The 24,194-nt window shown below is 69.5% G+C and carries 9 protein-coding genes; 8 read left to right on the top strand and 1 reads right to left on the bottom strand.

The features are described from left to right. Window positions 1-76 precede the first annotated feature (76 nt). The 4 genes from AB0E14_RS01425 to AB0E14_RS01440 are packed head-to-tail and all read left to right on the top strand — an operon-like array spanning window position 77 to window position 17,540. Entirely contained in the window at window positions 77-16,432 is a 16,356-nt protein-coding gene (locus AB0E14_RS01425; protein WP_362410070.1) for a hypothetical protein, read from the top strand. Between the two features lie 11 nt (window positions 16,433-16,443). Beyond that, window positions 16,444-16,677, top strand: a complete 234-nt coding sequence (locus AB0E14_RS01430) for a hypothetical protein (RefSeq protein WP_362410072.1) — start codon at window positions 16,444-16,446, stop codon at window positions 16,675-16,677. Window positions 16,678-16,733: 56 nt separating this feature from the next. Beyond that, complete coding sequence (locus tag AB0E14_RS01435; protein WP_362410074.1) at window positions 16,734-17,315, top strand: hypothetical protein; 582 nt, start codon at window positions 16,734-16,736, stop codon at window positions 17,313-17,315. A gap of 12 nt (window positions 17,316-17,327) precedes the next feature. Beyond that, window positions 17,328-17,540 carry a hypothetical protein gene (locus AB0E14_RS01440; RefSeq protein WP_362410076.1) on the top strand — a complete coding sequence of 71 codons (213 nt, stop codon included), beginning with the start codon at window positions 17,328-17,330 and terminating at the stop codon, window positions 17,538-17,540. 273 nt (window positions 17,541-17,813) lie between these two features. Here the strand turns inward: AB0E14_RS01440 and AB0E14_RS01445 are convergent, their stop codons facing one another. Next, entirely contained in the window at window positions 17,814-18,437 is a 624-nt protein-coding gene (locus AB0E14_RS01445) for a hypothetical protein (RefSeq protein ID WP_362410078.1), read from the bottom strand. A gap of 240 nt (window positions 18,438-18,677) precedes the next feature. On the opposite strand from AB0E14_RS01445, the gene AB0E14_RS01450 reads away from it, so the two are divergent. From AB0E14_RS01450 to AB0E14_RS01465, 4 genes are all read left to right on the top strand, one after another. Continuing rightward, on the top strand, window positions 18,678-20,537 hold the full coding sequence (locus AB0E14_RS01450) for a 2'-5' RNA ligase family protein (protein WP_362410080.1): 1,860 nt from the start codon (window positions 18,678-18,680) through the stop codon (window positions 20,535-20,537). 173 nt (window positions 20,538-20,710) lie between these two features. Continuing rightward, the gene (locus AB0E14_RS01455; RefSeq protein ID WP_362410082.1) at window positions 20,711-22,015 is read left to right on the top strand and encodes a phage major capsid protein; all 1,305 of its coding nucleotides are present in this window, start codon (window positions 20,711-20,713) and stop codon (window positions 22,013-22,015) included. A gap of 474 nt (window positions 22,016-22,489) precedes the next feature. Further along, window positions 22,490-23,623, top strand: coding sequence for a hypothetical protein (locus AB0E14_RS01460; protein ID WP_362410084.1), 1,134 nt, complete (start codon window positions 22,490-22,492; stop codon window positions 23,621-23,623). A gap of 75 nt (window positions 23,624-23,698) precedes the next feature. Further along, the gene (locus tag AB0E14_RS01465; protein WP_362410086.1) at window positions 23,699-24,163 is read left to right on the top strand and encodes an IPT/TIG domain-containing protein; all 465 of its coding nucleotides are present in this window, start codon (window positions 23,699-23,701) and stop codon (window positions 24,161-24,163) included. The last annotated feature ends 31 nt before the right edge of the window (window positions 24,164-24,194 follow it).

The raw sequence follows: 24,194 nt of genomic DNA on the forward strand, positions 1-24,194 counted from the left end.
TCTCGGTAGAGCGTCGCCGCCCCCGCCGGACAGGCAGGCCGCGACGCTAGGCCGTCGCGCTCTGCATCGTCCGCGCATGCTGATGCGCACCGCCCCGACCGACCTGAGTCGCACCCTTGAGGCCAAGTCCGTACGACGGCCGTGGAACCCTGCCCTCCACCCTCGGGACTCGAAGGGCAGGTTCATCGAGACCGGCGGCGTCGCGCGGTTGTGGTCGGGCAACCTCGCCCGCGTCGTACGCGCCCTGCCCCGCGACCGTGTCCTCGTCCAGGACCGCGCAGCCGACGGCACGTACACGGGACGGCGGCACAGCACGAGCGCCAGGTGGATCACCATGGTGGCGCGTCCCGACGGCTCCGCGCCCACTGCGAACCAGAAGAAGGTCGAGGAGGAGGACGCTCGCCGGGACGGGGATGATCGCCGCGGCCTCGGGCTGTCCCGCGACGACCTCGGTGACCCGGACACGCCCGACGCCCCGCACGACGTCGACGACGAAGGCAACGCGATCGGCGACGACGAGGGCGACGCTCCTGAGGACGACGACCAGGACGAGCCGGAGGACGGCTCCCACGACGTCGACACGGACGCCCTGTCGAATCGGCAGGCTCTGCCCGGCAGCCGCTTCGCGGACACGGCCGCCGTGCGCCGTCACTTCCTCGACCTGGCCGAGCAGCCCGGCACCAACTCGGCAGCTTTGCGGCGCCTTGCCGGTGACGAGGACTTGCAGGTCACGCCGACCGGCGGCCTGGTCACCACCCGCGACGACGCCAATGGGCGCTGGTATCTGACGGCCACCGGCACCGGCGGCTACCTCGACGTCGGCGACTTCGCGAGCCGAAACGAGGCTGAGGCCGCAGCCGACTCCATTCACGAGACCGTGCGCAACGGCCGCGTCATGCCGGGTGAGTTCAACCAGCCCATCGACTTCTCCGACCCGAAGATCGGGAACTGGATCCAGGGGTGGCGCTCCACAAAGGGCGAGGGCGCGGAGCAGGCCATCCGCCGTGCGGTGGGCGACTTCCATGCCTCACGCGACAAGGAGGGCCCTGCCCAGCGTCCTAAGCCGGCACGGCAGACCGCTCAGCCCCGAGGCCGTTTCACCACCCTCCAGCAGGCTCGGGAGAACTGGGCCCGGCGGGCCACGCATCTGTGGGCCTCGGGAAGCGAGCAGGACCGCGCTGATGTCCGTGCTCTCGACGAGCTGGTCAAGGAACAGCGCCTCAAGCTCGTCGGCGACGGCCAGTTCGTCACCCGCCGTGTGGACGGCGACTGGTACCTGCACGCGACCGGCACCGGCCAGCAGATGGGCTGGGGGTTCGACAAGCAGGCGGACGCGAAGGGCTTCGCCGACCACATCGTCGACACGCTGAAGGACACGGACGGCAAGCCGCTCGACTTCTCCGACCCCGCCTTCGCCGACTACCGGGGCACGTGGCGGTCGGACAAGGGCCGCGACTACCACCAGGAGTGGACGGCCGCCCGCGCCCTGTGGGACCGGGAGCACCCGCCCAAGCACAGCATCGCCACCGACCGGCTCGCCGAGACGCTGCGGCGCCCGCCGTTCGGCGACCAGCCGAATCCGGACGCCAAGGTCGAGCAGCCCGCTGAGCCGTCCCCGACACCGGACAACAGCGGCGAGAACCACGTCTCCGAGGCCGGAACCACCGAGGTCGAGCCGAGCCCGGACGACGAGCAGCCAGAGCAGGAGCAGCCGGCCCCCGAGCCCGAGCAGACGCCCGAGGCCGGCGGCCGACCGGAAGGCGTGCCCGCGGAGGCCGAGCCCGTCGACGGTGTGCCCGGCTACTGGGCAACGCCCTGGAACCCCGGTCCGCTCACCGTGTACGGCCCCGACGGCAGCCGGATCGCGTCCGTCGAGGGCGGATACAGCGACCGGCACGCGACCGTCGACGGCGTACGGCTCCCCATTGGCGGGCACCTCAACATCGCCGACCAGATCATCGCCCGCCACCACCTGGCCGCCACCGACCCGTCCCAGGCTGACCGCGTCCACCTCGCATGGACCATCCACAAGACCAAGCGCATTGCCGCCGTGCGCGGCACCGTCAAGGACGACCCGACCGATGACCGCGCCGTCAACGCGGCCGGCAAGCTCGCCTGGTCCCCAGTGCAGAAGGCGCGCGTCACCGGCACCCAATGGAAGCCGGAGACCCGCGACCGCAAGGCTGCCGACATCCTCGCCGCCTTCGTCCGCCAGGGCCGCAACGTCCGCGTCATTGACGAGACGACCAGCGCTACCGGCTCTTCCGACACGTCCCAGCCGCTCGATGAGGAGACGAAGCGGCTGCGCGCCATGTCCGAGGCGGACCTGCGCGGAAGCCGCGACAACCTCCAGATCCATGCCCAGGCGGCAAGGAGCCCCCGCTCCAAGCAGCAGGCCCTCAACTCCCTGCGCAGGGCGGAGGCAGAGCTGGAACGTCGCCGCACCATCACCGAGGAAGGCGAGCAGAAGACCCCGCAGGAGCGGGCCACCGCCCTCAGCGACGTCGACCTCGCCCAGGCGATCAGCAACTCCGAGCGCGAGCGCGGCACTTACGGCTCCCGTCGTGGCGACAAGCTCAACGACGACGAGCGAGCCCTGTACGCGGACCGCCGTCGCCGTTCCACCGAGCGGATCTCGTCCGTCGCGGCACCGCAGGACCTTGACGACGACGCCCTCACCTCGCACGTCCAGGACCTCGACCGGCTGAAGCGCGCACACGAACCCAGCGGTTCGATGCACGAGGAGGACGACCTCGCTCCCGAGCGAGACCTGTGGAACGAGATCTCGTCCCGGCTCGGCGAAGCACAGGTCGAGCAGCAGACCCGGCGGCTCCGTCAGATCGAGCAGCGCCCGCCGGTTCAGGACCTCGACGACGACGAGCTGAACGAGGAGTTCACCAAGCACCCGTCACGGCTGCGGCACCTGAGCGACGAGCAGAACAAGATCGTCGCCGCTCGCCACACCGCCCTGTACGAGGAGCGCCAGAACCGGACGGCCAACGTCTACCGAGGCCGTCCCGAACCCGCTGCCCTCGAAGACGGCGACCTCGTCAAGGAGTTCCGCGAGCTGCACAAGGCACGCCATCTGACGTCGGGCGCGGAGCGTGAGGCCCTGGAGGAGCGACGGAAGGCCGTCTTCGACGAACAGAACCGTCGCGCCATGAAGGGCCACGAGGAGACCGTACGGCGCGCCGAGACCCGTGACGATCCGCTGAACGCGAGCTACAACATCTCGGTCCGAGTCGACGGCAACTCGTACGGCGAGGTCTCGTACCACGCCACCGGATCCACCTGGTCGGGCGGCCCCAAGGCCGGTTGGAATGCGAAGACCGACCGGTACGGAGGCGGGCTGGGCTCCTTCCCGAGCATGATCGAGGCCCTGGCCGCGCTCGTCGAGAACTACGGCACCGATCCCAACACCGAACCGGTCCGCCTCTACGGCCGGACCCATCAGGTGTGGGTGCCGAAGATGTTCTTCGAGCTGTACCAGTCCTCCCGGCGTGCGGACTCCTTCCCGTCGGCGACCAAGGAGCGCCAGACCCTCTACGGCAAGTTCAAGGGGCACGGCTACGGCTGGTCGGACCGCATGAATCCGATCACGGGGAAGATCGGCAAGGGCGCGGTCCTGGAGATCCCTGAGGGTCTGCTCGCCGAGTTCCAGCGGGTTACCGAGGACCTGTCCCGGGAGATGATGCTGCGGGCCAGCGACCGCGAGCTCGACTCGTCGGACCGCTCCAAGGCCCGGACGCGCCTGGCCGCGATCAACGCGGCGATGCACGGCATCGACGCCGCGCGCACGGATGTACGAAAGGATGGCGGGGACGACGACCGCAAGGTCATCTCCCGCGAGGAGATCGAGGCGCAGCAGGCAGCCCTGCGCGCCGCGCTGAGCACGGATGAGGGGGCTGAGGATGAGCATCTACAGCCAGGTGGCCAGGGATCACTGGACGAAGTACCTGCCCAGGGAGCTGGCGCAGATGGCCGACCCGGAGCGGTTCTTCCTGAGCAAGGGCAGGGAGATCGAGACGGCGATCCTGACGGCCGAGGAGGCGCTGGAGAAGACCGTGCCGGCGGCGACGGAGTACGAGCAGAGGGCGGGTCAGCTCAAGCAGATCAGGGCGAGCGCGACCGAGATGGTGCTGCGGGATCTGCTGCCCGAGCCCGAGCCGGAGACCGAGGAGCAGCCGACGCTCACGCCGGAGATGCGGGATCTGCTGGCGATGAAGGACGAGATCTACGACATGTAGGCCGGTTCCGGCCGGACCCGGCCGACGCAGCGACCCGCGGGCCCGTTCAGCGTGCCGCCGCGAACGTCGAGGCGATCCGGGTCCTGAAGCGGCTCGAGCGGGAGAAGCATCCGGCCACCGAGAAGGAGCAGCGCACCCTCGCCCGCTGGAGTGGCTGGGGCTCGGTTCCGATCATGTTCGCGTCGGAGCCGAACGAGAAGGAGCCGCGCTACCAGCAGGGCGGTGCGCGCTTCGGGAAGTTCTCACAGGACCACGCCCGTTGGGCCGAGTACACCGACCTGCGGGCGATGCTCTCCAACGAGCTGACGCCACTGGAGTGGCAGCAGGCTCGGCGCGGCACACTGTCCATGCACTACACGCCTCAGAGCATCGCCGAGGCCATGTGGGACGGCCTCAAGGCCCTCGGGTTCGAGCGCGGCGACGTCCTGGAGGCGGGATCCGGTCCGGGCACGTTCTTCGGTGCCTCCCCAAAGGACGCCCGTCTCACGGGCGTCGAACTCGATCCGACCACGGCACGGATCGCGAAGGCGATCTACCCCGACGTCAACGTCCTTAACGAGAACTTCGCCGAGACGGACGCCCCGGCCGGCACCTTCGACGCATCCATCGGCAACGTCCCCTTCGCCGCTGTCCCCTTCGGAGACAAGCGCTACCCGTCCGAGTCCCTGCACAACGGCTTCGTCACCAAGGAACTCGCGCTGACCCGCCCCGGCGGCGTCACGCTCCTCATCACCTCACGCCACACCCTGGACTCCAAGGGCGACAAGGCCCGCAAGCAGATCGCGAAGTACGGCGACCTCATCGGCGCCGTCCGCCTGCCGTCCGGAGTCTTCAGCGACGCCGGCACCAGCGTGGTCGCCGACGTCCTCGTCCTACGCCGCCGTGCCGACGGCGAGGAGCCGGGTGATGACTCCTGGCTGAACGCGCCCGAGCGGAAGGTCGGAAGCACCCGCGAGCACGTCAACGACTACTTCACCCAGCACCCCGAGCACATCCTCGGCGACCTCACCACCGAGTCGTCGCCGTACGGCCCGCGTCTGACCGTCAAGGGCGACCCGGGCAAGGCGGCCGACCAGCTTCGCGACGCCCTCCGCGACATCGCCGAGAAGGCCAAGGCGGACGGCCGCGGCTACGAGCCGCACCCCGACGGCGACAACCGCCTTCCCGTACACCTTCAGACCGCCCGCGAGAAGCACGCCAACGACTGGACCGGCCGCCTCTACGAAGGCGACGACGGACAGCTCTACCAGCACATCAACGGCGGAAACGCCGTCGCGGTCGCGCCGTCCGACGGCCGGGCCGACCAGCTCCAGGCCCTGATGCAGCTCCGCGACATCGCCGCCGAACTGCGTCTCCTGGACCGCAAGCGGGAGGAAGACAAGCGGGCCGAGAAGCTGCGCGCCCAGCTCCGTGACCTTCACACCTCGTACGTACAGCAGTACGGACCGCTGTCCAAGCCGGGCCAGTTCCGCAGCATGAAGACCGGCGTCCGAGAGGACGGCACGAAGGAGCGCACCCCGACCGCCTGGGGCTACTTCCGCTCCGACCCCGACGCCGGTTCCGTCCTCGCGCTGGAGCGCTGGGACGCCGACAAGCAGGAACCCGTCCTCTCCCGCGTCTTCACCGAGCGGGCCGCCGCCCGCCGACAGCCGCTCGACCAGACCGACGACCCGAAGACCGCCCTGTCCGCGGTCGTTGCCGCCACCGGCGAGGTCGACCTCGGCGAGATCGCCCGCCTGCTGAACACCACTCCGCAGGACGCCGTGCGGGCCCTTGGCGCCGAGGTGTTCACCGACCCGACCACAGGCCGCCTTGAGCTGGCCGGCGCCTACCTGTCCGGCCCGGTCCGCGACAAGCTCGCCGACGCCCGCCGCGCCGCCGACCGCGATCCGGCGTTCCAGGTCAACGTCGCCGCGCTCGAAGCCGTCCAGCCCACGGACCGCACGATCGGCGAGTTCACGCCCGAAATGGGCGCGCACTGGACGCCGCCCGAGCTGCTTCAGGGGTTCCTGCGCGAGTACCTGGGCGACAAGACGCTTCGCGTCGCCCACGACGACCGCTACGGCTGGATGCTCTACACGGGCAAGGTCCCGAAGGCCCAGAACATCCTGCACGGCGTCGCGGCCGACGAGGAGAAGGGGACCAAGGGCAAGGGTGCGGTCGACATCGCCCGCGCGATCCTCGGCCACGGCTCGCTGACGATCTACCGCGACGACAAGCGGCGGGACGTCGACGAAGAAACGTCACGCCTGGTGCGGCAGAAGGCCGACCAGATGCGGTCGGAGTTCGCGAAGTACGCCACGGCTAACGCTGACCGCCTCACCCGCTTGACCAACTCCTACAACACGATCATGAACGGACACGTCGTCCGTTCGTACGACGGCATGAGCCCGTCCCTGGACGGCTTCACCCCGGACCGCGACCCGCACGCCTGGCAGCTGAGCGGTGCCGCCCGCATGCAGTTCGAGCGGTCGGTGATCCTCGCCCACGAAGTCGGTCTCGGCAAGACGTCCACCCTCGTCATGGGCACCCAGGCCCTCAAGGGCTCTGGCCAGATCGAGAAGCCGTTCGCCGTCGTCCCCGACCACCTCGCACAGCAGTGGTACGACGAGGCCCGCTACCTCTACCCCAATGCCGAGGTCCACCTGATCACGTCGGCCGACCTCGCCGACGGCCGCCGCGACAGCACCCTGGAGTGGCTCCGCGCCAATAAGCCAGACCTGGTCATCTTCACCGAGCCCGCTTTCGGGTCGATCAAGATGAGCCCGGAGGCGCAGGAGGACTACGAGTTCCGCGAGCTGGAGGCACTGCGCGAACAGCTCGACCGGCAGTACGAGGACGCCGACAACCCGAACCACCCGTTCATCGTCGCCAAGATCGAACAGCGCATCGCGACGGTCCAGAACAAGATCAGCAAGAACGCCGCGCCCATGCGCACCCCCGGCGCCACGTACTGGGACGACCTCGGGTTCGACTACGCCGTCGTCGACGAGGCCCACCGGTACAAGGGCGTCGGCTTCCGCTCCCGCGAGGGCGGCGGCGACCCCGCGTCCATCCGCGGCGTCGACCTGCACCAGAAGCTGACCGACCTACACCGGCGTCGCACCGGCCGCGCCACCGTCACCCTGGCCACCGGCACGCCGCTGTCGAACTCGATCACCGAGCAGTACACGATGCTCGCCCTGGCCGCCCCCTGGGTCCTCGACTCCTACAAGGCCGGTGCCCCCGACCTGTGGGCTGCCACCTTCGGCCGCAAGACCCTCCGTATCGAGAACGCGCCCGACGGCTCGGGCCTGCGGGTCGTGGAGCGGTTCAGCGAGTTCCACAACCGGCGTGCCATGAAGACCATGTGGGGCCTGGTCGCGGACACCAAGCGCGCCGACGACGTCGGCATTCCCCGGCCCAAGATCAAGGGTAGGCAGCCGAATCTGGTCATGGTCGACCCCACAAAGGACCAGACCGCCCGGCTGAAGAAGCTGGTCGCCCGTGGCCGCGCGATCCACAACGGCGAGGTCGACCGCTCCGAGGACAACATGCTCGCCGTGTCCAACGAGGGCACGTCCGTCGCCCTGGACCCGCGGCTCGTCGACGCCAAGGCCCCGGCCGGCAAGAAGCTCGCCACCGTCGCCGCCCGCCACGTCGAGCGCTACCACCAGCACAAGGACCGGGTCTACAAGACCCACTACGGCAGCACGGAGGACCACCCGGTCCCCGGCGCCCTCCAGATGATCTTCCTCAACGAGGGCGTCCCGGGCGGCAACAACCGTGGTGACTTCGATGCGTACGCCGAGCTGAAGCGGCTCATGGTCGAGGGCGGCATACCCGCCGACAAGATCGCCTTCGTCCAGGACGCCAAGAAGTCCGGCAAGCCCGAGCACCTGGCCGAGCTCTTCCGCCGAGCGCGGGACGGTGAGGTCTCCGTCCTCATCGGCTCCAGCAGCGTCGCCGGCACCGGCATGAACGCGCAGAACCGCATGATCTCCCTCACTCACGTGGACCTGGACTGGGGCGCCGCGCAGATGGAACAGCGCAACGGCCGCATCCTGCGCTACGGCAACCAGAACGACGAGGTCGAGGTCGACATCTTCGCGACCAAGGGCAGCCTCGACGGCTGGAAGGCTGGATTCGTCGCCTCCAAGGCCGAGGGGCTGGTCGACATCCAGCGCCCCGAGATGGCCGACAACGACACCCGCGACACCGTCACCGAACTCGACGTCGACTACCCCGACTACGAAACGATGGAAGCGGAGATCGGCGGCAGTCCCTACATGAGCCAGCTCATGAAGGCCCGCCGTCAGCTGCGTGACCTGGAGATCGACCAGCACAACGAGGCCGCCGAACGCGTTCGGCGCGCCGAGGCACTGGCGGATCTGGAGCAGGAGACCGCCGATACCCGGGCCGGCATCACCCGCCGCGAGACGGCGCTGCCCCGAATCCGCGACGTACGATGCGCCTTCACCATGGCCATCGGAGGCATGCCCTACTCGGAGCGCGCCGACGCGTCGGCGGCCCTGCACCGGCAGGTGACCACCCAACTCCTGGACCACACCCACGACGGCGTGAGCCCGTGGAAGACCGTCAGCCGGCTCGGCGGCCTGGACGTCGCCGTGCGCACGGAACGACGCGCGGACGGGAAGCTCGTCGCCCACGTCGGCTTCCCCGACCTGGCCCGTTCCAGCTTCGAGCGCACCCCGGACGACCTGAAGAAGCGCGGCGCGGGATCGGGCATGATCACCCGGCTCACCAACGCGTTGGAGAAGGCCCCGGCCCTCCAAGAGGCCGACCGGCGGCGGCTGCCGGAACTCGACGAGCAGATAGCCCTGCTCCAGTCCGCGCAGAGCGCTGCCGATCTCAGTCCGCAGATCGAGCACGCCCGTGCCCGCGCCAACCTGCTCGACGACATCGTGGGACGGATCGCTGACCTCGACAAGCTGCCGGAGATCGACGAGGACGACTTCGACAAGAAGCTCACCAAGGCCCAGCGGCGCGAGATCGTCGAGGAACGTCGCACGGCCCGGGTACCCCTTCAGGGGGCGGTCGGCTCTGCCGTCCTGACCCTGGAGGAGTTCGACAGGAAGTTCCCCGAGCCCGAGCGCCCGGAGCGCCCCCGCGACCGGGAGCAGGAGGAGGTACGGCTTCCGGCCGACGAGGTCGCTCAAGTCCTCGACGCGATCCGCACCGACGAGAACGATGCCATCGAGCCGTTGGCCGGCACCGGAGACTCGGCCGGAGACATCGACTCCTCTCCGGACGGGGAATCCCCGCGCCCCCTAGCGGAAGGCGCCCCGAAGGAACCCCCGGCAGCAGCGGGCAGCGACCTCATCGCGGACCGCTTCCGGTTCGACGAGCCCGTCACCGACCCCGACGGCCAGGGGTGGTACGTCAGCAGCGAGAACGCCGACGGCTCCGTGAACGTCTCCAACGGCCCCAGCCGCGAGACGTTCCGGCCGGAGGAACTGACCAGCGCCCGCCAGAACCCCGCTCCTGACCCGGCCGTACCGGACGCCGAGACCGAGGACCGCGACGGCACGGTCACGCTCGACCGCGACGATGTCGAGCAGCAGCTCGTAGCCATCCGCCCCTCAGGCGACCGCGCGCCGTCCTCGATGAGCGAGCAGGAGATCGCCGACGAGATCGTCTCCCTGATGGAACGGGAGATGCTGGAAGGCGAGCTGACCGGCGCCGACCGCACGCGCATGGCCGTCCTGGAGGCGGAGAACGACCGCAGGGCAGGACGCACCCCGAAGTCGGAGCCCAAGAAGCCCGTCCCCGACGCCGTCTATGACGGGGGCCTCTTCGACGTCGCAGCTCCCGCGCCGCAGGAGCCGACCGCCGCCGACCCGAACAACCCGCTCGACCAGCCCGACGATGTGTACGGCACGCCGGACATGTTCGCCGACCACGAGGGCCGAGACACGAGCCGTCTACGCCCCGTGCAGATGCGCGCTCCGGAAGACCTGGCCGAGAGCGACCGGTACACGGACGCGGACGGCCGTACGCACACGGTGGCCGAACCGCCGAAGCGCACCGGCCGTGGCCGGGTCCGCATCGTGACGGGGGACGGTGAGGAGCACTTCTACAACCGCGATGCCGAACTCCAGCTCCGCTACCCGGACGAGGAGATCGACGACGCCGAGGGGCAGGACCAGGGCGACCGCGACGCCTCCGGCGATCCGATCGACACCGAGATCAGCGACCCCAGCACCCCCGAGAGCGACGAGAGCGACGAGAGCGACGAGAGCGACGAGAGCGAACGACGGGACGAACGCCGCCGTGACGGTGACGCCGACGGGGCCTCCCCGGATGGTGCCCCATTCGCTGGCTCCGGCGGCCCCCCGCAGCCGGACACCGACCAGACCGAGGAGGACGGCGACGACAGCGAAGAGAATGCCAACGAGGGTGACGGGGACGGCAAGGACCCCGCCGATGAGCACAGTGAGGAGCACGCCCAGCGACGCCGGCGTCGGCGCCGCAGGAACCGCAGGTCCAACGGCCGGGGCCCCAGCGGACCGGGCATGCCTGGGCTTCCGGGCCTCCCTCATCTGCCCGATGCCGACTCGGACACCCGCCGTCATGGCGGCGAGGCTCACGACAGGTCGTCCCCCCGCAGAGGGCCTCGCGACGTGCAGGGCCTGCGCGAATCATGGCGGCGCGGCGCGGGCCTGACCTCCGAGGAGAGCACCCCGGAACGCCGGACCTTCCTCGCCCAGCTCGCCGACAACCCCACGCTGACACTCTCTTCAGGGGGAGGGATCGTCACCTGGACTGACAGCACCTCGCCCGACGGGATGCGACGCTGGCACTTCGCACAGGCGCGCAACGGCGGCCGGTTTGGAGGGACTACCCTCACCGCTCGAACTGCGGACGACGCTCGGGACCTCGCAGACCTCTTCGAGATCCTTGCCGGTGCTGGCGGGCAGCAGATCGACTGGCACCAGCCGCTCACGGCGAGCGCCATCGCCGGGTGGAGCGACCGCGACGGGCGGACTCTGCCGGCGGCACTGCGGCACCTGCGCGACCTGTTTCAGGACGGCGACGAGCAGGAAGCCGGACTGGACAAGCCCCTGATCACGCTGCCGGAGGACCTGAACGGCTGGACCGATGAAGATCTCGCCGACGCATGGCGAACGGGCCTGTCCCCGGCCGACCAGCAGCGCGTCATCGCGGAGATGGACCGCCGCGACGACGCCGACCAGCGTGTCCGCGAAGCCCTCCCCGAGACCCCCGCCGCCGACGCCGACGAGGTGCGGCGCCGCGGTGAGGCGATGGACGCGGCGCTCGGGTTCGCGGGCGCCGACGCCGCTCGCCGTCCGCTGACGCGCGAGGAGCGGATGCAGCAGGAGTTCGCGGACTGGGACGAGGCGCGCTATCAGGCGGCGATCGAGGCCACCAACGGTTACTTCTTCAGTAAGAACAGCCGTCGTCTGCCGCGCGTGAACGAGCGCGACCTGTTCTCCGGGGGTTCGCTCTCCCGGTTCGGCCGCTGGCGCGACTATGCGAGCGAGGAGCTGGTCGACTGGTACGACGCCAACGGAGGCCGCGTCACGTACAACGCCTTCAAGGCCCAACGGCGCGCCCACGAGAAGATCGAGCGGGAGCAGTACGAGGAGCAGCAGCGCAACGCGAGCCCCGTCTCCGGAACCTCGTCGGCTCCGTCCAGCCCTGCTCCGGTCGAGGAGCCGCGCACGCCCGAAGCTGACGCCGGCACCCAGGCCGATGTCGACGGCGTCAGCTTGGCGTCGGCTGCTCCGGGCCAGGAGAGCGAGGAGGAAGGCGCCGCGCGCTTCGGCGGCCCCGAGCAGGTCCGTGCCTTCGTTGAGCGCACCCAGATACACAAGGGCGGCGGCGACGGCGTGTTCTCGGTGTGGATGGATGGCCGCAGGGTTGGTCACGTCCGCCTCGTCGGCGGGAGCGCGGCGAAGGATTCCACCTGGGACAGCAGCCCCTCCCTCGTCCTTGGTGACGGTGGCATCACCCGCACCGCGTCCAGGGACTTGGCCGTCGCTGCGCTCGTCGTACGGGCTCTGCGTACTCCGGTCAGCGCCACCTCCCCGGACGAGGACATCTGGGCAACCGTCAGGATGGATCTTGCAGGGCACTACCCGGAGCTTCCGGAGCTGCCCGCCCGGCTCGCCAAGGACCCTGCGGTACGCGAGCGTTACGAGGGGGTCGTCCAGGTCGTCGCGAGCTTCCGCTCCAGCGAGCTCATCAGCGGCGACCTGCGCCAGGACATCGATCACGCGAAGGGCGAATTCGAATGGCTGGGGGAGGTCCTGTCCAAGCTGCCGGCCAAGGAGCAGAACCGCGACGTGCTCAAGGATCTGGAGCGACGCGCCCTCTTCGCTTCCTGGCTCCGTGAGAGCTTGCCCCCCGAGGACCACGATGAGGCGGAGGGTGCCCCCGACGGCCCCGAGCACTCTGGCTCTGCCCTGAGCAGCACGGGTCTCCCCCACGAGGCCACAGGCACGTCGCCGACGGACTCCGTCGCCCCTTCCAGCAGCATCGGCGAGCAGCCCACCGCGTCCAGCGGCAGCACGAGCCGCAGGCAGGATCGGGGGCCTCTGCCCGGGGCGGCGCGCGAGGACGGCGACCAGGACGCGCGTACCCGGCAGGACGACGAGTCCGGGGGCCGGACGCGGGCTCCAGAAGCCGGGCCCGCCGCGGAGCCCGTGGCAGAGCCTGGCGAGTCCGAGGACTCGGAGGCCCGAGCTGAGCCGAGCGCCGAGCCGGAGCCGGTCGGTGGCCAGCGCGCTCATTGGGCCAGCATCGACCACCTGGCCCCGGGCGACATGGCTCGTGTCGACGGCACCACCCGGCGCGGTCGTGCCACCACGCTCGCCGGATACGTGCTCGACTATCCGGAGCGGGTCGCCGTGACCCGCCGGGGCCGCACCGAGGAGATGTGGCGCATCCGGATCGGCGAGTCCCCGGACGCCCGTACCGGCGCCCGCAGTTCCGTCTACACGCCGCTCACTGCCACGGCCGCCCGCGCCGAGGCGTCCGAGTCGTCCGCGCCGGGTACCTCAGTGAGCGGCGCCCAGGGCGAGGTCGCTACCGGTGATCTGCCGGACCGTATCGCCACTGACTCCACCGGGGCGGGTCTCTTCCCTGGCAGCCACGTCACCGGCACTGACGGACGCGACGGCATGGTCACGGGCGTCACCGATACCACCGCCAATGTCCGGTGGTCTGACGGCGACACAGACACGGGCGTCGCGCCGACGTCCCTGACCGCTGACGGCACGGACGACCACCGCCCCGCTGGCTGGACCTCCACCGGCCAGCGGATTCGTCCGGGCCACCTCGTCGCTGACGACGGCGTGCTCCTCGGTCCCGTCGACGAGGCCGATGGAGACCGCATCACGGTCACCACCGCTGACGGCACGGTCACCCGCGACGCATCCCGCCTGAGCGTGGTCCGCGAAGTCCGTGACGAGACCCCGCAAGAGGCGCCGGTCACCAGCGTCACCCCTCACACGGGTGGGGACACCGCCAAGGGCGACGTCATCGTCCTCGACCTCGACGGCGCCCTGATCACGGTGGAAGTCCGGGACGCGGCCCGGGAAGGCGACCGGGTCACCCTCGACTACGTCGACATCGCGACGGGCGAGCTCGGCGGTATCGAGATGGACGCCGCCACCGTCATCTCGAAGGCCGAAGGCCCCGACGGCAGCACCCCCGCGCTCGGCAACACCGTGCCGGAGACCCAGGGCGACTTCACCGTGCATGAGCCGCCCGCCGTCCTCGACCCCGTCGCCGGTCCGACCGTCGATCCGGACCTCACGCCGGCAGATCGAGACGTGATCGCCGACCACGGCTCCGCGCCGGAGGACGACCCCGACGCGCAGCAGGCCGTCGCCCGTATCGCAGCCAATCTGCCTGTGACGGACACCCAGGCCAGTGCGCTTGCCGCCCAGCTCCGGGCCAACGGCGACTCCACCACCCGAGACGGACGGGCAGCGCTGCGCGCCGCTGACCACCTGGACCCGGACAACGCTCCGGAAGGACTCGGCCGTCCCCGTCCATCCACAGCCGCCCAGGTCGGCGAAGGCGATGTCATCGCAATACCCGACGAGCGTCATGACAACGAGGTCCGCACCTACCGCGTCCTCGACGTCGAGGAGGCGCCCGGCGCAATGCGGAGTCTCCTGCTGGAGGACGAGGACCGGCAGTGGAGGCGTCGCATGGTCCCCGCCAGCATGCCCGTGTGGCAGTTGCCGGAGCCCGCCCGCGCCGAGGTCAGCGCCACCCCGGCCGCTACAGCACCCGAGACCCCCACTCCGCGCGAGCCGAACCCCCCGCTGGCGTCCGTACGCCGCCAGATCATCGCCGAGCACGGCCGGATGGTGGCCCTCCGCATCATCGACGAGGCGGTGGCCGGCACGGAGCAGCCCGGGAGCATCCACGCACTGCGCGAGCAGATCGCGCTTCGGCTCACACCGGCCGCTCTTCGCGATGCCCGCGAGCAGGCCCGCCGAGAAGCCAGCGCCGCGCTGGACGCCGCCGGGATCACGGGCCGGGACCGTGTGTCAGCGCAGCAGGCCCTTCGCCGTGCGCGGGACAAGGCCCACGACCGGACCGTCCGCGCCGCGCTCCGCACCATCAACGACCTCGAACCCCTCCCCGGTGAGCCTGACGAGGACCTGGCGCAGCGGGCCGCTGGACTCCTTCGGCTCATCCCCGTCCCCAACGAGCCCGCCCCCGTCAGGCCCCGCAGCGCCCCATCCGCGCCCGGTACCCGCGCCCGGGGCGCTGCGTTGCCGGAGGTGACGGGGCACGCCGATGACGCCGTGGCGTCGCTGCTCCGGCACCTTCAGGACGGCGGCGTTGATCCGGCAGATCTCGATGCGCTGGCCGCGTACCTGACGCGTCAGCTCGACAACGGCAGGCAGGCGACGGCAGAGCGGATCGTCCGCCGTACCGCCCCGGATGCCGCGAAGCAGCCGGGACTCCTCGCCCAGGTCATGGGACTGCTCTGGCGCCTGGGCCGTCGGCTCGTCGAGCTGGTGAAGGCCACGGCCCGCAAGATCGCCGAGCTGTGGCGCAACAGCCGTGACCGCTTGTCCCGCCTGCGGGCCTTCCTGAACCGCATGGTGACCCGCGTACGGGACTGGCCCGAGTCCCGGCGTCTGGCCCGCCTTCATGCCGCGCTGGATCTGCCGGACGTCGAGGGTGACTCGCTGGCCTCCCGAGTGTTCCAGTGGGCCAACTTGCTCCCGGAACCCGGTCAGTTCGGCCACAGGGAGCACAGTACGTCGTGGTGGAAGCCGACGACGTGGGCGCAGCTTGCCGGCGGTCGCCTGCCCGGCCGCGCCACCGGCCGCCGCTCCGAGCTCGACCGGGCTTCCGACAACGGGCCGGGCCTCGCCGCCCTGCGGCACCTCGCCGCCGTACGTGCCGCTGGCGCTGACGTCGACCGGGACGTGACCCGCCGCCTGTCCTCCCTGCTGGGCGACGACTTCGGCGACGACCCGCACAGCACGCTCCAGCACGCGGACGACTACCTGACGGCCGCGGAGCGTCGTCTGCTCAACCTTCAGGCTGCCCGGACCACGGCGCTGGCCCCCGACGTCGAGGTCGAGATCGCTGCCGCGCGTATGGAGGTCGCCATCGCACGGCGCGAGTGGGAGGGCTTGCGGCGCCAGTACGCCGCAGCCGTTCCCGAGGCGGTCGCCGGGGCGCTGGCCGGCATCCGGGCTCTCGGCCCTGAGGGCAGCGCGGGGTTCGTATTCGGCCCCGACACCGTTCCTGATGCCGAGCGCGCCGTCCGCAGGGTGCAGCGGCTCCTTCCTCGGGACTGGCTGGGCACGCCGGGTGTGCGCCGTCTGACCGCGACCAGCGGAGACGCCGGCAGGTACGAGCCGGGCGTCGGCCGCGCCACGGTCGCTGACCTCGGGGACGAGGGCAACGGCACAGCCGCACACGCTCTGGGACAGCACCTGGTCACGCACATCCCGGACCTGGAAATGGCGGCGCAGATGTACTGGTTCACGCGGACGCACTCGGGCCGCCCGGGCGCCCGTGTCCGCAACTCCTCGGGGCTCAGCCGCCTCCTGGCCCAGCAGCAGACGCAGAGGACGACGGGTGACACCCTCGCTCGCTCGATGCAGGCCATGTTCACCGGGGACTGGTACGAGGACGACGACCTGCGGGCCTTCCTCCTCGGTCTGCTGGCCACCCGATAGGAGAGGTAAAGATGTTGGTCACCGGTCGCTTTGAAGACGGCTCCGCCTACCAGGTGCGGGTCACCGGAGACTCGGAGCGGCCGGTGATCGGCTCCGTGCGCGCGGCTGCTCTCGTCGAGCTGCACGCGGGCAAGCCGATCCTGCTCTCCCCCGCCGGGCCCCAGCGCACCGTCGCCGGGGACGACGTCCAGGCGGTGCGCGCCGTCCTCGGGCGGCACACCACCGTGCTCGACTCCACGCCGTAAGGAGGTCCCCGGTGAGCGCAGGACACTAGGGGTCTGCCGTCCTCACCCTGCCCGGCGTGATCAGATACGGATTCGCAATCAAGGCTCTCCCCAAGAGCGGCAAGCCGTTCGGCGACGAGGAGGACCAGGACGACACCCCTGAGCTGGAAAACGGCCCGCGGCCCGAGGACGGCGCGCCAGCGTCAGCCGAGCCCGCCGTGTCCGAGCCGAATGCTTTGTCATCGAGTGTGGAGGGCGGCACGGAGGCAGTCGAGGAGCCGCCGCTCGACGAGACCGAACCCGAGCCGGACGATCGCGGCTCCTCGTCGACGGACGGTAATGCCGCCGCCGTTCCCGAGAGCGACGCGCGCCCCTGGTCGGGCGATCCGTACGATGAGGGAGACGAGACGAACCCCGCCGATGCCTTCGCCGCGTACAAGGGCCCAGGCGGCGAGGAGGCGTGGCTCGATCAGGCTCCGGACGGCACACTGACGGGGTGGGTCAGGGACGAGACTGGCCAGGTGTGGCGCTACACAGATCCAAACACGTGGGCCATCGATGTCGACGACGCTCCGATGACCCGCACTCACAGTCAGGCCACCGCCGGGCCGCCGGACGAGCATGGCGGCCAGGACCCCTTGTTCCCGCCGACGAGATAGGAGCCCTCAGCAGTGCAGCTCAACCGCCAGATCGCCTGGAACCTGATGCAGGAGGGGAAGGACGCGTTCGCACAGGGAGACCCGGGCGACGCCTGTCCCTACGACGCCCGCAGTGCCGACGCCGAGCAGCAGTTCGGCGCCTGGTACTGGTGCCGTGGATGGTCCGAAGCCCGGACCGCCGCCGAAGCCGCCATCCCTGAGCCGGACTCCGAAGCGGCTCCGTAGGCGGGCTCGCACATCCGAGGACTACCCGGCTGCCATGAAGCGCGTCCCATCGGCCGCACGCGACGCAGGTGCCGAGTTCGCCGAGCGGCTGTGAGGACTGGTTGGACGTCGACGAGCTTGCGGTCATCCAACCCATTTTTGGGCGTCGAGAGGCCACCGGCGAACTGCCTAGCGACAATGCCGAGTAGGCGTTCGTCGATCGATGCGTACAGGTCGCGGGTTCGCTCCGACGGAATCCCGGGGCACATCGGCATTTCACCCCTTGATTTCGAATCAACCGCAAGCGTCCAGTTCGTCTGACCTGTACCTGATCTTGAATTTCTCGATTACATTCTTTCCGTCGTCAGCCGCGAAATCGTGATTGGCCTCCTCGGGGACGTAGCCATCGTTTACCCAAGCCTTGCCGAGACTGTCCACGAAGTAGAGGCTCACCCAACCCGGTCTGTCGAACTCTTCGACCACCTCGGTCGAACCTTTGGGAAAGGTGTACGTTTTCCGCGTGCATGGCGGTATATAGTCGAAGACATAGCGATGCACCTCACCTCCATTCCCGTCCCTGTTGATCAGGGTGACGTCAGATGCAGGGTTGAGGCTTCGGTTCTCAATCGCGATGCCGGTCACTGTGATGTTGTCGGGTGCCGTTTTCAGGCTCCAGTTAATGCGCGCAGCCTCTTTTGTTCCTGATTCATCTTCGTTCTGTTTCTGCAAATAAAGGCCGCCAAGGCTAATGAGGAGAGATGGCACCGAGAGGATCGCTACCAGGGCGGCGATCCTCAAGTTCAGGCGTTGATCTTTCACTGTCTGCTTAGCTGCGGCTTGCGTCACGCGCTCAGTAAAATCATCCTGCGGGCGGCGGTTGATTCGCACCTTCTGCCGTGGCGCGCGACTTCGAGACATGCGCAAGATTTTTGTGGACAGAGCCTCGGGACATGACTCGTTCTGCTGAGGGCGAAGCTCTCCACGGGGGAGCTGCCGACCGGATCGGGGCGGTGGCGCACCACAGGACAGTAGCCAGGCCGGCACTGCACGGTCCGCGGCGGCCATTCGTCCAGCCGCTGAAGGAACACCACTGTGCCGACCGCGTCCGCGCCCCGCGCGCCTGCGTCACGTAAGGGCATCTGCCGAGCCATCTTCGCCGTGACCGGAGTCGTCGACGAGGTCGCCGACTTGATCGTTCCGGGTGCGTTCGCTCACACCCTGGCGACCAGACCTGTGAAAACGGTCTGGCACCACGCGTGGACGGACCCCATCGGCGTGGTTCTGGAGATCGCCGAGTGGCGACCGGGTGATGCGCGGTTCGCCTCGATACCGAACTGGCCGGCGGAGGCCGGGGCACTGGTCGCGACCATCCAGTTCAACTTGAGGACCCAGCGGGGCCGCGATGTCTACGAGCAGGTCCGTCAGTGGCACGAGCACGGTGAGGCCCAGTTCAGCATCGGGTACCGCGTGCCCCCGAGCGGCGCGACGAAGCGTTCGGACGGGGTTCGGGTGATCCACAAGCTCGACCTCTACGAGGTCTCCCCCGTCCTTCATGGTGCGCACCCGATGACCCGGTCCTTGGAGGTCAAGGCCGATGGTGGTGCCTCGGAGTTGGAGCACAAGACCACAGCGGGCGGGCACGTCGACTTCAAGGCCGCCGAGCGGCAGGTCGGTCGCGGTGCGATGGTGGCGCTGTACGTGCCGGGCGAGATCGCGGGCAGGATCGCCCAGCCGGACGGCACCTCCGCACGGGACCTGCACATCACGCTGGCCTACCTCGGCGACGCCGAGCAGCTTCCCGGCCACCCCGACGACCTCGCCGACCTCGTGGCCACAGCCCTTCGGGGCGCGAGCCCCGTGGAGGGGAAGATCGGGGGGATCGGCCGGTTCCCGGACACGGGCCACGGCGAGCCAGTCTTCGTGCCGGTCGACGTTCCGGGGTTGGCGTCGCTGCGGCAGCGGATCGTGGACGCGATCGAGTTGTCCCCGCTCGCGTCCTCGCTGAACGTCGACCACGGCTTCATGCCGCACATCACCCTCGGATACGACCTGCCGCTGGACACCGCACCCACGCCGTCCATCCCGGTCTCCTTCGACACCGTCCACGTCGTACGAGGACCGGACTCGACTCCCATCCGCCTGCACGGCCCTCTCATGTCCGATGCTCACGCCGGGCCGGCAGTGACAGAGCCACGCCTCCCCTCTCCGGCCCCAGCGGAGGAGAAGTCCGCGCACCAGGCCGTCCGCCAGGCCCTGGCCGCGCCCCCCTGGGCCCGCGCGAGCGCCCGTGCCGCAGTCCTCGACGCCAAGTCCCTTATCCCCAAAGGAGTTCCCGTGTCGCCTCTCCAGCCTCTTCCCGCCTCCTACGAGGACATCCGCGAGCGGGTCAGCTCTGCCATCCACGGCCTGCTCGCCTCCGAGGACGGCATCTGGTGCTGCGCCGAGGCGACCTACCCGGACCGGGCCATCGTCTCCGTCCACCAGGGTGATTCGGGCGCTCGAACCTACGCCGTCCCCTACAGCGTGTCCGGAACGGAGATAGCCCTCGAAACGCCCCAGCCCGTCGAGTTGGCCACCGTGGTCATTCCCGACGAGGGATCGGTCCGCCCTGCCGACGGCGTCGAGACGGCTGACAACCTCGTCGTTCGCCCCACCCTGCGCGCGCTCGCGGAAGCGACCTCCCGCGTCCAGGCCGCGGAGGGCAATGAGCAACTGGAGCCCGTACGAGCGTCGGTGAGCAACCTCCTCAGCGCCCTGTCCGCCAAGGGTCTCGACCTCGCCACCGAGGACGACGAGAACGACGAGGACGGGGAGCCGGACCCCGCCAGCGGCCCGGCTGCGGTGGCCGGCAACGGCATCGATCTGTGGGACGACCCGTACGACGAACCTCACGATGTCGACGAAGACGACGATCCCGAGGACGGCGACCACGCCGGGGAAGAGGCCGAAGAGACCAGCGACACCGTTCATCTCGACGCGACAGAGGTGAAGGCGCGCCTAGCTGCGATCCAGCTATAGCGCGATCCAGCTCCACGCCCCCTCACGGAAGGCATTTCCCCAGGTCAGACCCGTTCAGCACGACGTTAAGGGCCTCCACTCTCTCCAATGCCCGGCGTTGTCGGGTCGTCCCGGTGCTGGCCGGGCGAGCGACGCACGTCAACCGCCCCCCAGCACGTGGAGAGACAGCCGAGATGGCTGAGAGCAAGTCCCTGATCAACAACCTCCGCCAGCAGCTCGCCGAGAAGTCGGCGGAGGCCGAACGAATCAGCCACACCTTCAAGGTCGAAGACAACGGCGGCTTCGTCGTCTCGACCGAGCAGGCCGCGGCCTTCAAGAAGATCTCCAACGAGGCGATGGAGCTCAAGCAGCTCCTCGCCGACGCGGCGGGCATGAGCGAGGTGAAGCAGTACCTCGCCGAGCCCGACGGCCCTTCCTCCGCCGGGCAGTTCTACGGCAAGCAGCCAGCGCACGGCGGCATGGAGGGCAAGAGCCTCGGTGACCTGTTCGTCGAGAGCGACGCGTACAAGAACGCGGCCCAGGCCGGCTTCCGTGACCGCCCGTACGTGAGGGCGGAGATGGAGGGGAAGTCGATCTTCAGTCTGTCTGGCGGCACCGTCACGCACCAGACGCTCGGTTCCGCGCAGAACCTCGGGATCGCCGAGCGCGAGTACCGCAAGATGCACATTCGGGACCTCTTCCCGAAGAGCTCCACCAAGCAGTCCGTGCTCTACGGCGCCCGCGAGACCGGGTGGACCAACAACGCCAAGCAGGTGAAGGAACGTTACGGCGCCGACGGCTCCAGCCCGGCGACCGGCGCGGACACCGACACCTGGGGCCGCGCACCGCGATCGAAGCTGGCCCTAGTGCCTGTCATGTACCCGATCAGTGAGATTGCCCATCTACTCGATGCGCATAAGAATATTCTCTCTGACGAGCCGCGACTGAAGACATTCATTAACTCTCGAATGGTTGAGGGTGTGAAGTATCAGGAGGACTGGGACCTCCTGCACTCCGTCGGTGACGGCCAGTCCCTCACGGGCATCTTCAACACCCCCGGGGTCCAGCAGTACCGAGGGCTCGCGACCGACAAGTACAGCGTCCAGATCCGCCGCAGCATCACGAAGGCTCTGCTCGCCGAGTACGACCCCACAGGCATCGTTCTGTCTCCGACGATGTGGGAGCACGTCGAGGTCGAGGAGGACGACACGGGCGCCTTCCGCGTCGCCCTCCAGATCGCGGTCGGCGCGACCAAGCGTGTCTGGAGGCTGGACGTCGTCGAGACGACCGCCATGGCCGACGAGCAGTTCCTCGTGGGCGCCTTCGGCCTCGGCGCCCAGCTCCACGACCGGGAGTCCGTCTCCGTCACGGTCAGCACCGAGAACGGCGAGAACGTCGAGAAGGGCCTGGTTACGTTCCGAGCGGATGAGCGGGTCGCGCTCGAAATCCCCCGCCCGGAGAGCTTCGTGATCGGCACCTGGACCGCTCCCACCAGCTGATCCAGCCCAACAGAGGGGGCGCCGCGCGAACTTCAGCGGCGCCCCCTCCTCGAACTCGCCAACATCAGCAACTCACAGGGGAACGCCCGTGCAGACCACCGCACTTGACGGTCTTGATGCCGAACTCGCCGCTCTGCCAGAGACATCGACGACTCGGAAGGGCCCGCCGTGCACCGTCGGAGCGGTCCTGTCCAGCATCGCCCCAGAGACCGCAGAGACTCTGCACCGAATACTCGACACTGCCACCGTGACCTCGACTGCCATCGCGGCCGTCCTGAGCCAGCACGGCCCCGCTGTCGCCTCGAACACCGTGGCGCGGCACCGACGCCGGGGCCAGCCGAACGGGTGCAGGTGCCCCCGATGACTCTCTCGCAGGACCTCACCGCCCTACTCCAGCCGGTGCCGACCGCCCAAGCTCAGCCGAGCGAGGTGCTGCACCCCGCCGCACCCGCTCCCCGCGGGTGGGAGACAGGCGTGCGCTACGAGCCGGGCGGCACGATGGTCGTCACCGCCCCGCCGACCGAACACCCTCCCAGCAGAGCGGATGACTGGCAGGCCCGAGTCGAAGACCTCGGGCTCGCCATCCCGGAGGGCTGGCGCGTGCGCCTCGTCGAAGCACGCCACGACCCGGCAGCCTGGCACCGGGACAAGCAGGGAGACGACGCCGTCACCCGGCCCGTATGGAGATGCCGGTACGTAGTCGAGCCCGCATCGCCATCGTGGATGTCCGCAGACGACGTCGATGCTCTCGTCCGAGATGCGCTTCGCCGCCGCCGGAAGCCCCGCCCGAACACCGATGGCGGCGAGCGCGCCCTTGTCGTGGTCTACGCCGACGCCCAGGCAGGCAAGGTCGGCAGGGACGGCGGAACACCCGAGCTGGTCCGACGGGTTGCAGACCGGCTCGACCGACTCGATGACCATGTCCGTGACTTGAAGGCCATCGGTCAGGGGCCGACGGCCGCCTACTGGATGGACGCTGGCGACTGCGTCGAGAACTACGAGAACACCGGTCAGCAGGCGTACACCAACGACCTGGCCATGACGGAGATGATCCGCGTGCACAGGCGGATCACCTTCGAGGGCCTGGACCGGCTGGCCGGACGGTTCGACCGGGTAGTGGCCGCTACCTGCGGCTCCAACCACGGCCGGGTGCGACGCGGCCGGGAAGCCGTCGGCCCGCCGAGCGACGACTGGGGCATCGAGGTGATGTCGCAGGTCGCCGACGCCTACGCCCGCAACGTCGACGCCTTCGGTCACGTCTCGTTCGTCCTGCCGGAGAAGTGGCGCGAGACCGTGAGCCTGGACGTCGCCGGAACGACGATCGGGCTCGCCCACGGACATCAATATCCCCGCCCCGACAAGGCCCCCGACTGGTGGCGCTCCCAGACCTTCGGACGGCAGGCCGTCGCCGACGCCGCCATCCTCGTCACGGGCCATTTCCATCATTTTCGGGCTCAGCAACTCGGGTCCGGGCGTCTGTGGATTCAGGCCCCGACGCTCGACAACGGGTCCGACTGGTACACGGCCCGCTCGGGCGAGGTATCAGCCTCCGGGCTCTTGGTGTTCAGCGTCGGCCCCACCGGCTGGGACCACCTCCGTCTGCTTTGAGCGCCGGCGAGGGACGCGACTCAAGGCGCCCTTCCCGTGCACCCTTCTCCCCCGACTACCTGAAGGAAGGACAGCATGGGCCTGTATCGCAAGGACGGCAGCCGCATCATCAAGGCCGCTCTCCCCGTCGCACTCCTCGACGACCCGCTCGTCATCGTTACCGCGGACATCTACCAGTCGGAGCCGTACGGACGAGGAGACATGCAGCCGGAGGGCTCGAAGCGGTTCCTGCTCTACCCCGCCGGATGCGTCGTACGGCGTTCCGTGCTCGACCGACTGTTCACCCCCGCCGCGATCTCCACCATCAGTCCGGTCAAGGGACCGGCCGCCGGAGGCACCGTCATCACGATCAAGGGCGATGCCCTGGACGGCGTCACTGCCGTCTCCTTCGGAGGAAAGCCCGGTACCGAACTTCGGGTTCGCTCGGCCACGGAACTCTCGGTGAAGACCCCGAGCGGCACGGCCGGGGCCGTCACCGTCGACATCGCGGACGACGCCGGCGCCGTATCCAAGGCCAACGCCTACACCTACGAGGCGTAGCCACCGGGGGCCCGATCGAGCCAATGCAGTT

The organism is Streptomyces sp. NPDC047981, assembly GCF_040653315.1.
Taxonomy (GTDB): Bacteria; Actinomycetota; Actinomycetes; order Streptomycetales; family Streptomycetaceae; genus Streptomyces.

Bases quoted from the DNA above. Each gene is read 5' to 3' on its own strand.
- AB0E14_RS01425 (WP_362410070.1), top strand. From the start codon at position 77: ATGCTGATGCGCACCGCCCCGACCGACCTGAGTCGCACCCTTGAGGCC.
- AB0E14_RS01430 (WP_362410072.1), top strand. From the start codon at position 16,444: ATGTTGGTCACCGGTCGCTTTGAAGACGGCTCCGCCTACCAGGTGCGG.
- AB0E14_RS01445 (WP_362410078.1), bottom strand. From the start codon at position 18,437: ATGTCTCGAAGTCGCGCGCCACGGCAGAAGGTGCGAATCAACCGCCGC.
- AB0E14_RS01455 (WP_362410082.1), top strand. From the start codon at position 20,711: ATGGCTGAGAGCAAGTCCCTGATCAACAACCTCCGCCAGCAGCTCGCC.
- AB0E14_RS01465 (WP_362410086.1), top strand. From the start codon at position 23,699: ATGGGCCTGTATCGCAAGGACGGCAGCCGCATCATCAAGGCCGCTCTC.